Annotated in this window: 15 protein-coding genes; all 15 read right to left on the minus strand. The window is 28.3% G+C overall.

Annotation, left to right across the window (positions count from 1 at the left end):
* Positions 1-9: 9 nt before the first annotated feature.
* Positions 10-285, minus strand: a complete 276-nt coding sequence (gene yqfC / locus D3Z33_RS09300; RefSeq protein ID WP_160197480.1) for a sporulation protein YqfC — start codon at positions 283-285, stop codon at positions 10-12.
* A 79-nt stretch (positions 286-364) separates the two neighbouring features.
* The gene (locus D3Z33_RS09305) at positions 365-913 is read right to left on the minus strand and encodes a hypothetical protein (protein WP_160197481.1); all 549 of its coding nucleotides are present in this window, start codon (positions 911-913) and stop codon (positions 365-367) included.
* An 8-nt stretch (positions 914-921) separates the two neighbouring features.
* Positions 922-1917 (minus strand): flotillin-like protein FloA, encoded by a 996-nt coding sequence (gene floA / locus D3Z33_RS09310; RefSeq protein WP_160197482.1) that lies wholly within the window; start codon positions 1915-1917, stop codon positions 922-924.
* An 18-nt stretch (positions 1918-1935) separates the two neighbouring features.
* Complete coding sequence (locus tag D3Z33_RS09315; RefSeq protein ID WP_160197483.1) at positions 1936-3222, minus strand: NfeD family protein; 1287 nt, start codon at positions 3220-3222, stop codon at positions 1936-1938.
* A 112-nt stretch (positions 3223-3334) separates the two neighbouring features.
* A complete protein-coding gene (gene nagB, locus D3Z33_RS09320) occupies positions 3335-4060 on the minus strand; it encodes a glucosamine-6-phosphate deaminase (protein ID WP_160197484.1) in 726 nt (241 codons plus the stop codon).
* Positions 4047-5189 carry an N-acetylglucosamine-6-phosphate deacetylase gene (gene nagA / locus D3Z33_RS09325; protein WP_160197485.1) on the minus strand — a complete coding sequence of 381 codons (1143 nt, stop codon included), beginning with the start codon at positions 5187-5189 and terminating at the stop codon, positions 4047-4049. Before nagA ends, nagB begins: the two co-directional genes overlap by 14 nt.
* A gap of 16 nt (positions 5190-5205) precedes the next feature.
* Complete coding sequence (locus tag D3Z33_RS09330; RefSeq protein ID WP_160197486.1) at positions 5206-5916, minus strand: GntR family transcriptional regulator; 711 nt, start codon at positions 5914-5916, stop codon at positions 5206-5208.
* A gap of 15 nt (positions 5917-5931) precedes the next feature.
* Positions 5932-6219 carry a hypothetical protein gene (locus D3Z33_RS09335; RefSeq protein ID WP_160197487.1) on the minus strand — a complete coding sequence of 96 codons (288 nt, stop codon included), beginning with the start codon at positions 6217-6219 and terminating at the stop codon, positions 5932-5934.
* A gap of 10 nt (positions 6220-6229) precedes the next feature.
* Entirely contained in the window at positions 6230-7369 is a 1140-nt protein-coding gene (anmK, locus tag D3Z33_RS09340; protein ID WP_160197488.1) for an anhydro-N-acetylmuramic acid kinase AnmK, read from the minus strand.
* Positions 7370-7373: 4 nt separating this feature from the next.
* Positions 7374-8288: a BadF/BadG/BcrA/BcrD ATPase family protein gene (locus D3Z33_RS09345; protein WP_160197489.1), complete on the minus strand. Its 915-nt coding sequence runs from the start codon at positions 8286-8288 to the stop codon at positions 7374-7376.
* A gap of 2 nt (positions 8289-8290) precedes the next feature.
* Entirely contained in the window at positions 8291-9385 is a 1095-nt protein-coding gene (locus D3Z33_RS09350) for a DUF871 domain-containing protein (RefSeq protein ID WP_160197490.1), read from the minus strand.
* A gap of 6 nt (positions 9386-9391) precedes the next feature.
* On the minus strand, positions 9392-9700 hold the full coding sequence (locus D3Z33_RS09355; protein ID WP_160197491.1) for a PTS lactose/cellobiose transporter subunit IIA: 309 nt from the start codon (positions 9698-9700) through the stop codon (positions 9392-9394).
* Positions 9701-9766: 66 nt separating this feature from the next.
* Positions 9767-11041 carry a PTS sugar transporter subunit IIC gene (locus D3Z33_RS09360; protein WP_160197492.1) on the minus strand — a complete coding sequence of 425 codons (1275 nt, stop codon included), beginning with the start codon at positions 11039-11041 and terminating at the stop codon, positions 9767-9769.
* Between the two features lie 31 nt (positions 11042-11072).
* Entirely contained in the window at positions 11073-11393 is a 321-nt protein-coding gene (locus D3Z33_RS09365; RefSeq protein WP_160197493.1) for a PTS sugar transporter subunit IIB, read from the minus strand.
* A 22-nt stretch (positions 11394-11415) separates the two neighbouring features.
* The gene (gene murQ, locus D3Z33_RS09370) at positions 11416-12318 is read right to left on the minus strand and encodes an N-acetylmuramic acid 6-phosphate etherase (protein ID WP_160197507.1); all 903 of its coding nucleotides are present in this window, start codon (positions 12316-12318) and stop codon (positions 11416-11418) included.
* Positions 12319-12473 lie beyond the last annotated feature (155 nt).

Here is a 12473-nt window from a genome sequence, read left to right on the forward strand (position 1 = left end):
GTCCCCCCTTTATATAAATTCTATATTTATTATTTTTCCTGATACTACCACTTCTTCTGATACAATATTTTTTATCACTAAATCCTTTCCTATTATTCTTATTATTCCTGATTTACTATTAATTCTAATCCTTTCTTTACTATATTCAACTATTCCCTTATGATTTTCTATGTATAATTGAATATTACCTATTAAAGTTATTTTAGGTAAATCAAGTACTATTTCCTTTGGTAATTCCAATACTTCAGCTATATTTGTTTTAATGTTATCTATTTTTTTAGTCATTAAAATATCCTCCTCTATAATTAAATTTATGCTTTTATTTTTATTACTATTACAAAAAAGAAGGTAACGCTTATAAGCGTTACCTTCTTTTTTCAAGTGCTTTAGGTTTTGATAATATTTCTGATAAAATTATACCTTCTACTAATTGTTTTTTATTAAATTTTAAACTAATATCTTCAGAACCTATTTCTTCATTTCTAATGTTATCTATTTTCACAGATATTTTTTGATTTCTATCAGAAATTATCTTCTCTTCATCTCTCTTATTTCTTATATTCTTCATTTTAGTTAGATATTTTTCTCTATCAGCATAATTTTTTCGTCTTGATTTTAACTCTTTTATCTTTTCTTCTTCATTAATATTTCTCTCTTCATCGATATAATTTTCTTGTTTTTGATTTAAATTCCTTTTAGTTATTCTTCTTTCTTCTATACTTTTTTGTCTTCTATTAATCTGTTCGTTATATTTAGGTACTTTATGTACCACTTGTTTTTCAGATACATTTTTATTATCATTATACATTTTTTTAGGTTTCTTTTTTTCATTTTTTTTCTTATCATTTGCACTTTTGAATAATGCTGGACCTAATATAATCAATAATGGAAATATTAAGTCTAAAAAATCCATATAATCACCTAATTTCTTTTATTGCTATTATTGTTATCATCTTTGTTTATATCTGAAATTGATTCTCTCATATTTGTGTCAGACATTATATTTTTCATATTATAATAATCCATAGCTCCCATATTTCCACTTCTTAATGCTTCTGCTAATGCCTTTGGAACTTCTGCTTCTGCTTCTACAACTTTTGCTCTTTGGAATTGTACTTCTGCTTTCATTTCTTGCTCTTTTGCAACTGCCATTGCTCTTCTTTCTTCTGCTTTAGCTTGTGCTATTCTCTTATCAGCTTCTGCTTGATCAGTTTGAAGAGTAGCACCTATATTTCTTCCTACATCAACATCTGCAATATCAATAGATAATATTTCAAAAGCTGTTCCTGAGTCAAGTCCTTTATCTAATACATTTTCTGATATACCATCTGGATTTTCAAGTACTGCTTTATGTGTCTCAGCACTACCTACTGTTGTTACAATTCCTTCGCCAACTCTAGCAATTATTGTTTCTTCTCCAGCTCCACCTACAAGTCTTTCTATATTTGCTCTAACAGTTACTCTAGCCTTTGCCATTACCTCTATACCATCTTTAGCTACAGCTGCAACATTTGGAGTTTCAATCACCTTAGGATTTACACTAACTTGAACAGCTTCTAATACATTTCTTCCTGCAAGATCTATTGCTGTTGCTCTTTCAAATGGTAGTTCTATATTTGCCCTTTGAGCTGCAATTAAAGCATCTACTACAGTGTTTACATTTCCTCCTGCAAGATAATGTGCTTCCAACTTATCTACATCAATATTAATTCCAGCTTTTGTTGCTTTTATCATTGGTCTAACAATTCTTGATGGTATAACCTTTCTAAGTCTCATTCCAACAAGAGTAAATAATCCAATTTTAACCCCTGAAAAATATGCAGTTATCCATAAACCTACTGGTATAAAACTTAATAATAATGTTAAGAAAATTAATACTGCTACTCCAATTATAATTATTGGTATTAAACCTTCCATTAAAATTCCTCCTATAAATTATATTTTTCTTACAACTATTTTTGAACCTTCAATTTTTACTATTTTAATCTTTTCCCCCTTTTTGATAAATTGTCCTTCTGTTACTGCATCTAACCTCTTATCTTCTACCATAACAGTTCCTGAAGGTCTAAGTGTAGTAATAGCTACTCCTTCTCTATCTAAATATCTAATATTGTTTACTGTACTAGAATATCCAGAATCTCCTTCGTGTTTGGTATTTAATACTATTTTATCAAAATATGGGCTCTTCTGTCCATATTTTAAAAATAAATATGCTACTAATATACTTAATATAAATGCTATCACTATTGAATATATAGCTATTTGAACATCTGGTGATGCTAAAATTATAGATACTACAATACTTAAAATACCACCAATGCCTGGAATTCCAAAGCCTGGAACTATAGCCTCAATTACAAGTAATATTATACCTGCAATAAATAATAACATAGCAGTCCAACCCGTATTCCCTACTATAAAATTACTTCCAAAATATAGTGCAAAGGAAATAATTGCTACTGTCGCTCCACCACCAAATCCCATGGTAAATATTTCAACAACTATTGCTATAAATCCAATTATAAGGAGTAAACTAAGAACATAAGGATTTACAATAAATTTTGCAATCTTTGTTACAAAGTCTATTTCAGATACGATTATTTCATCATAATCTATGTCTAATTCTTCTAATATTTCATTATAGTTATTTGCAAGTAAATCTGCAAGTGCCAATTCTTTAGCTCTTCTAAAATTTAAGTTAAGAAGTCTTCCTTTATCAATTACACCATCAATTTTTATGCTTTTGTCAGCCATAGAAGCTACAAGTTCAGGGTCTCTATCTTTTGATACAGCAGTAGCTCTAAGTTCTTCAACCCAATATGAAAGTGTTTTTTCAGTATTAGGTATAGGTTCTGCAGATCCTATTGTTGATCCACTTGACATAACTATTGTATCACTAGATATTGTTAATAATACTCCTGCGGACTCTGCTTTTGTATTTACATATGAAATAGTAGGTACATCTAATCTCACTATAAGATTTTTAATTTTCTCTGCTTGATCTATGTATCCTCCATATGTATCTATTTCAAATATAATAGCTTGCGGATCTGATTTTAAAGCGTTATTTAATTCTCTTTGAACAAATTGATATGTAGAGTTATCTATGTCTCCTTTAATAGGTATTACATATACATCTTTTCCAGTATCAGCAAACACCAAAGTTGTACTAGAAATTATGAGTAATATTGTGAAGATTATAAGTAATATTTTTTTGTTCATTTTTTTCACCACCTTAATACTATTATATAATATTATATAGATATATTGTATAGAATATTTTAAATTTTTATTGTAAAAAATAGATGTCTTGCAACAAGACATCTATTTAATATTATAGTTTAGAAGCAGCCTCTTCATCAATTATAAATGTAACATCTGGATGAAGTTGTAATATAGAAGCTGGAACTTCAGGTATAATATCTCCCTTTATTGTATTCTTTATAGCTTCAGCTTTATCAATACCACTTGCAAGTAATATTATTTTCTTTGCTCTCATTATATTTCTCATACCCATACTTATTGCCTTTTTAGGTACTTCATCTAAGCTATTGAAGAATCTTGAATTAGCTTTAATCGTCTCTTCATTTAAGTCAACTAAATGTGTTCCAGAAGCAAATTTTTCATCTGGTTCATTAAATCCAATATGTGCATTGCTCCCTATTCCAAGTACTTGTAAATCAATATTACCTTTTTCTTCTACTAACTTATCATAATTATTAGATTCTAATTCAGGATTATCAGTTTTACCATTTGGAATAAAAGTATTTTGTTTGTCTATGTTTATATGATCAAATAAATTTTGATTCATATAATATCTATAACTTTGATGATCTTTACCTGAAAGTCCATAATATTCATCAAGATTAAATGTAGTAATATTACTAAAATCAATTAATCTTTCTTTATATATTTGAATTATTTCTTTATACATGCCTAATGGCGTAGACCCAGTCGCAAGTCCTAATACTGAATCATCTTTAATATTTACTTGACTTGCTAAAATAAATGCTGCCTTTTTACTCATTGATTCATAATCTTTTACTTTAATAATTTTCATGTTTACTTTCCCCTTCAACTATAGCATTAATTATATTTATTTGTTCATCAAATATAATTATATCTGCATATTTATTTTTTTCAAGACTTCCTCTTTCATTATTTATATTTATTACCTTTGAAGGGTTTAAACTTGCAAGCTTAACACATTCATAAAGTGGTAATTCAGTATTATCATACATATTTTTCACAGCTTGATTTAATCTTAAAACACTTCCTGCAAGTGTTCCATCTTCCAGTCTTGCTGCATTGTCCTTTACAATAACTTCTTGACCACCTAAATCATAACTTCCAGACTTTAAACAAGCTGCTCTCATTGCATCTGTTATAAGAACTAACTTATCAGGTCCTTTTAGTCTATAGGCTATATTATAAATTGCATTATGAAGATGTATATTATCTGCTATAATTTCAGTACTAATATCACTATCCATAATTGCCCCTACTACACCAGGATTTCTATGATGAAGTCCTGTCATTGCATTGAACATATGAGTACTATGTGAAGCACCTCTTTTTATAGCTTCCATTGCCTGTTCATAACTAGCTTCAGTATGACCAATTGAAAGTGTAGTACTTTCATTTTTAATTACATTTTCTAAAAAGTTGAAATTTTCATCTCTCTCTGGAGCATATGTTATTAGCTTTATAACATCCATATATTTTTCTATTGAATCATATTCAGGCTTTATAATATATTCTTCCTTTTGAGCACCTTTATATTTAGGGTTTATAAATGGTCCTTCCATATGAGCCCCTAATACTTTTGCTCCATTTAACTCTTTAGTCATTGATTCTCTTACAGTATCTAATGCATTATATATGGATTCTAAATCCATAGTCATTGTAGTTGGTAAAAATGAAGTTACGCCATTTTTTAATATTGTTTCACTAATAGTATTTATAGAATTAATATCACCATCCATAGTATCACACCCACTGGAACCATGTATGTGTATATCTATAAAACCTGGAGATACAAAATTATCTTTTGCATCAATGATTTTTTTATCCTTTTGTTCAAATTCTTCATTAGGTACTATATCTAATATCTTTTTTTCATAAATTAATACATGATTTTCTAGTATTTTATCTTCTAATATTATTTTTCCATTAATTATTGCGTTCATATTTTCACCTCATTTCTTATTGTCTATATGCTCTATTACTAAACTTATATCTATCTCCTCTATAAAAGGATTTAGTATATTGTAAAGGCATTCCTTCTTCTAAATAAGTTATTGATTTTATTAACAGTATAGGATCCCCTATTTTAATTCTTAAATGCTCTGCTGTTTTTTTATGTGCTAGAAGAGCTTCAATTGTTTGATCTGAGTATGAAATATTTACCCCTTGTTTTTTAAGATATTCAAATATTGATTTTTCATTATCTTCTTTTTTAAGATTTGGGGTGAAATGAAAAGGTCTTAATACAACCTCATATCCCCAAGGTTCATTATCTGCATATCTTATTCTTTCAATTTTAAAGATTAAATCTTTATTTTTAATTTTTAATCTTTTGGCGTATGTTTCACTAGCTTCAATGATTTCCATACTTAAAACTTTAGAACTTGGCTTTTTATCTAAGAGTTTTATATCCTCTGTAAAACTAGTAAGACCCAAGCTATCTTTAACTAACTTCTGATCAGAAACATAAGTTCCACTACCTTTTATTTTATATAAATACCCTTCACTAACTAAATTACTTATTGCTTGTCTAACTGTTATTCTAGTTACTTTAAACATTTCTGCTAATTTCAATTCTGAATAAATAGGCTTTCCTCTTTCAAAGGTTCCATTTTCAATATTTGTTTTTATATATTCTTCAATTATTTGATATTTATGCATTATAGCCATACACTTACTCCTTTATTATAAAAAAATTCCTTTGGACCATAAATATGATGTTATTCCAAAAAGTAAAGCAAATTTTATATATCTAGATATAAATTTATTCTTATTATCACTTTTTTCATCAATAAAAGTTATTGAATATGCAACTATTGCACTTGAAAGTATGGTATTTAAAACAATTATTAGTATATCTTGATTTATGCCTAATTTAGTTAATAAAGTAACTAAGATTAGATTAACTAATGCAATGCCTGTTGCCATGAATGCAGCACCTTTAATACTAATTTTTATAATTTTATTATCCATTATATCCCCCTTAACTATTTGTTATATCTCCCAATACTACATAATTTTTAGCTCCAGTTGCGGATTTAATATTGCTCTTTATATTATTTAAACACTCATTCCCTAATATTGCAAATGCAACTGCTTCTTTAGAAAAAGAGTTCATGCTATGATCTTCCATTGAACTTATCTTAATGTTTTTTAATTTTCTTTCCAATGATTCTCTAAGGGTTAAATTATAAGCTCCTCCACCACAAAGAATTATTTCATCTAAGTCTATGTTATTTAGTATAAAGCGCTTATATGAATCTGCCATTGTCTCTGCTGTAAATTCAGTAGCAGTGGCTATTAAAGAATTTGCATCAATATTATTATTTTCTTTTATTAATTGTTCAACATAAAAAGAACCAAAATGCTCTCTACCGGTAGATTTAGGCGGCTGTTGTTCAAAAAAAGAATGAGACATCATTTTGTTCAGCAATTCATAATCTATTCTACCTCTTTTTGCAATCTCACCATTTTTATCATATTCAATCCCTTTAAGTCTTCTGCATAATTCATCTATTATCATATTTCCTGGACCGGTATCGAAGGCAAGTATTTCATCTTTTGAAGTATCTTTCTTTAATATAGTAGTGTTGGCTATGCCACCAATATTGTGTATAGCAATATTCTTTTTATATTTATTAAATAAAATGTAATCAACATATGGTACTAAAGGGGCCCCTTGACCACCTGCAGCAATATCCTTTCCTCTAAAATTAGATATAACTTTTGTATTGGTTCTATATGCAATTACTGAAGGTTCTCCTATTTGCAAAGTAGATGGAACCAATTTTCCTTCTAAGTTAGGATTATGATAAATAGTTTGTCCATGACTTGCAATGAAATCTACATTGTCTAAAGAAATATTAGCTTTTTTACATAGATCTATACATGCGTCTGCAAATAAGTTACCTAATTTATAATTCAAACTGCATATTAAAGCTACATTAGATTTTTTAGCATCCATGCTATCATGAATTTCATTTTTTATATCTTCATCTATAGGATAACAATTAAAATATATCTCTTTATATTTTGTATCTATACCCTTTCCCTCAATTTCTAATAAAACACTATCAATACCATCTAAACTTGTCCCGCTCATAAGTCCAATACAATATTTCATCTATTTACATTCCTTTCATATATCTTAGTGCAATGTTATATCCACCATATACAGGATCTACTTTTAGTTTTTTTATATTAACATTTGAACCACATAGTTCTTTTAATTTCTCTTTTATACAATTATAATAAAAGTCATTATTAGTTACTACTCCTCCTGTTAATATGATATCAATATTTTCTTGTTTAGCAAAGTTTATTTTATAAAAATTATAAATTTGATTAGCTACTTTATCTATTTCACTATTAATTATATGCTGAATAATATTTTTAAGATTTTTGCTTAATTTATCATCTATTAACCAATTGAATATTTCTCTAGACAATTTAGCAACTTCTTTTTTATCCTCTTTATATACTATATTCTTTATATCTAAAAAATCATTTAATCTATAAAATGATTTTATTTTTTCGCTTAGTTCATAATTTCCTTTTTCATATTCTTCTATAGTTTCTCGAATTATTTCTATAGATAATTTATAACCAGAGCCATAATCTTGTAAAATATGGCCCCAGCCTCCAGATAATTTTAATTTATTATTTTTTATTGTTATAAACGAAGAACCTGTTCCTATTATTCCTAAAATACCATTATGACTTGTAAAATAAGAATAATATGCCATTTCTAAATCTGTTATTAAAATTATTTTTTGTATATACTTTTTTTCAAGATCAGACTTTAATTTTTGTCTTATAACTTCATTTTTAGTCCCAGATATACCTAATACTAATAAATCTACTTTATAATCTTTTTTAAATAAACAATTTAAACATTCTGTTATATTTTCTAATGTTTTTTCATAATTTATTGTAGCGTTTGAAAATCCAGTTTGGATTTCTTCTAATACTTCTCCTTTATTGGAATATATAATTCCCTTAGTTTTAGTACCTCCACCATCAAGTGATATTATATTATTCATATTTAACCTCTTCTAAACATAAATTTTTGCCATGGCTTTATTAAATCAATTAAAAATAATTCTTCCTCTTTTATCCTTCCTACAACATTAGTTTTTCCAGAATTTTTCATATCAGAAAGTGCTATTTGAAGTTCTCCTGCATAATGACCATATTCGCTAGACTCAATTATTACATCTCCTTTTTTAATGTCAACCGCATTAAACACTTTGAAATCATGTCCTCTATATTTCACCCTTGGTTGAGTTGATCTAATAAAATTATCAGATATATCTCCTCTATTAAAATGTAATTCTTCTAATACTATTTTCTCTTCAATTTCAGGAATATCTTCAACTAAATCAATATCAAATGTAATTAAGTCTCTTCTTAATGAACCTAATTTTTTAATCTCATCGTCTGTAGGATAGCAATTAGAAATTATAACATCATCAATAAATCCATTCATAGCTATATAGTGTTTTGCTTGAATATCTATAGGTAAATTTCTATGCATTTCCAGCGTAGGTAATCCATCTGTAACAGGCCATGGACCAAATGTATCATCATTTTGAGATGTAATAAATGCTGCTGTTCTAAGACCATGTTTCTTAAAGTTTTCTGTACACTTCATAAAATGGTCATAATTAAGTCCACTATGATTATGAGGATAAAAGTTATGGCACCCTATTAATTTCTTTGTATTTGGCATGTAATTCATTATTAAGTCAATATACTTAGTATCATTACTCATGTTTATTTCTATCATTAAACCTTGCTCATTAAACGTCATAAGAGATTCTTCATTGCCTGTAAATCCCATATCTAGTCTTATTCCATCTGCTCCTATTTCTTTAAAAAAAGTTAAATCTTTATAATTAATATTTAACTGTTCAAAAACTTTAGGATTTACATCTGCTATTACCATCATACCTTTAGATGCCGCATATTCATTTATAGTTTTAAATTTTTTTACTACTTCATCTTTTTCCTCTACTGAAACACTTAATAAGCATGTAAATATTCTATCAAATCCATTTTCTGAAGTTATATCTATATATTCTTTCATTTCTTTTATACTGCTTTTTTCTGGATATATTGAAATTCCTAATTTGTCCATAGTAGCCTACCTTTCTGATATTTTTTTATACATTTTTATGAATCTTTCAATCATATTCATTTCTGACATAGCAGTCATTAAATGATCTTGAGCATGTATAAGTATTATATTAACATCTACTTTATCTCCTGCTGCTTCTGCATGTATCATTTCTGTTTGTAATTTGTGTGCTTCTGTCATAGTTTTGCTAGCTTCTTCCATTAATTCTTCAGCTTTTTCAAACTCAAATTTTTCTGCGTAGTTTAATGCTTCATGAGCAGTCCCTTTTGCATCTCCTGCTGTTGCAATTATTCCAAATATTTTTTCTTCATTCATTTTTATTCCTCCTAATTTATTTATAAGATTAGTCTATATAGACTAATCTTATAAAAGTAATATTCTTTAGTTACTTAACTCTTCTGTCTCTAATTCTAATTGTTTGTTATCATATAATTTAAAGAATGGGTAATATATTAAAACAGATAATACAATACAAATCAAGTTAAGTACAATAGCTTTCCAATCTCCACCTGTTGCAAGATATGCTCCTATAGGTCCTGGTAATGTCCAAGGTGCAAGTACTGATGGTCTTGATACTAGTTCCATTGACATAGCAACATAACTAACTATTGTATTAACAACTGGTGCAAGTATAAATGGTGCTATTAATATTGGATTTAATACTATAGGTGCACCAAATATAAGCGGTTCATTTATATTAAATATCCCTGGAGCTAAAGCAGTTCTCCCTAAAGTCTTAGCATATTTAGATTTTGATGCAAATGCTAATAATAACACTAATCCTATTGTAGCACCTGATCCACCTATCCAAATAAACCATTGATAGAAAGGTTCTGGAGCAATATGTGGTAATACTTTTGCTCCTTCTGCTGCTGCTGCTGTATTTGCGTCAAGTAAAACTGTCCAAATCGGTCTAGCAATTGATCCAACAACTGAAACACCGTGAATTCCTGCAGACCAGAATACAGTAATTAATACTACTGGGAAAAGAACTCCTGGTAATGTATCAGATGTAGATACAAGAGGAGCCATTATTTTAGCTATAAACCCATGCCAATCAAATTCCAATACTACGGATACTATAGTCATTAATATAACCACAACTGCTGTAGGTGTAAGAGCTTCAAAAGATCTAGCTACAGAAGCTGGTACTTGCTCTGGCATTGTTATTTTAAATCCACTTTTATTCATTAATCTCATTATTTCAACTGCTAATATTGATGTTATAATTGCAACAAACATTCCTGCTCCACCTAGATTTGCCATTGGTAATACCCAACCAATACCATCTATAGCTTGAGGAATTATAGTCATTAAAAATGCTACAACTGCTAAGTTACCACCTGATACTCCATCAAGGTTATAAGACCTTGATAAACTATATCCTATGCCCCAGGCTGCGTACAACGACATAATATACATTGTAAGTCGATAAGGTAACAATATCTTAACTATATTTTCAGCTGCCCATATTGCAATAGCCGAATCCTTTGGTACTGGTGGAAATGCTAATATCAAGAAAAATGAACCTACAATTATTATTGGTAATGTTGCAACGATTCCATCTCTTATTGCTCTTAAGTGTCTTTGTTCTGCTAACTTAGCCATAGGAGTTGAAAATTTCTCATCTAGCCAAGTCATAAATTTATCCATCATATATGAATTCCTCCTTATTCAATTTTAAATATTATTTATTAGTTTTTTCCATTATGAAATTAAATAATTTTTTTACAATTGGTTCCATTGGTGCATACATATTTGGTGGTATCTTTTCTACAGTTAAATCATCAAATTTTTCTGCAGATTCTTTTATTACATCAAATCTATGCCTGATTTGAGGTGCAACTAATAATACATCATAATTATCATTTTCAAGTTCTTCAAGATAATTTGTAGTTCCGAATGCTTTAACATTCATTTCAACACCATTTTTTTTAGAAACTTCTTCTAATTTTTTAGCTGTCATAGCTGTAGACATTCCACCTGCACATACAAACATTACTTTCATATAAAATCCTCCTCTTATTTTATTAATTAACTATAGATTTGTAAAGAATATCTGAATTTTTAGCTAGTCTTTCTTTAGCATCTTCAAAATTACAATCATTCTTTATCATCACTATAGAAATTTTCGGATTATAATTAGATAATTTCAAGTATCTCTCCGCTTCATCATATGATACATTTGTAGCTTTCATTATAATACCTTTTGCTCTCTCAACTAATTTTATATTTGTTGGCTTTAAATCAACCATAAGATTCTCATAGATTTTTCCTATTCCTCTCATAGCTCCAGTAGAAAGCATATTTAAAACCATTTTCTGAGAAGATCCTGATTTTAATCTTGTAGAACCAGTTAACACTTCAGGACCTACTAATAATTCTATAGCTACATCTGCTATCTTACTAATTTTTGAATCTTTATTATTACTTATAGCTCCAGTAATACAGCCGATTTTTCTAGCATATTCTAAAGCTCCAATTACATAAGGAGTTCTCCCACTAGCTGATAAACCTATAACAACATCTTTAGAACTTAATTTGATTTTCTCTAAGTCCTCTTTACCTAAAATTTCACTATCTTCAGCTCCTTCGACCGCTTTAGTGATAGCGTTTTCTCCTCCTGCAATTAATCCAATTACTTTTGAAGGATCTGTTCCAAAAGTAGGCGGACATTCTGCTGCATCAAGAATACCAAGCCTTCCACTAGTTCCTGCTCCTATATATATTAACCTGCCATCCTTCTTAAGTGACTCTACAATATATGATATAAGCCTTGAAATTTTAGGGATTTCTTCTTTAATTGCTTCTATTACTTTTTTATCCTCTTGATTCATAACCTCAAGAAATTTTTCAGTTGAAACTCTATCTATATTTCTAGTGTTTTCATTAATCTCCTCAGTAATTAGTTTATCCAATTCAATTTTCAATATCTCACCTCCTATCTTTTTTAATATTTAATTACAACTTTATTATATAATAAAGTTGTCTATTTGTATATACAAATTTATTATTTTATTTAAATTGTGGTAAATATTTTTTATGTGCTTTATACATTTCTCTAAACACTTCATTTGCAACACTATCT

The sequence above is a fragment of the Senegalia massiliensis genome (assembly GCF_009911265.1).
Classification (GTDB): Bacteria; Bacillota; Clostridia; order Tissierellales; family SIT17; genus Anaeromonas; species Anaeromonas massiliensis_A.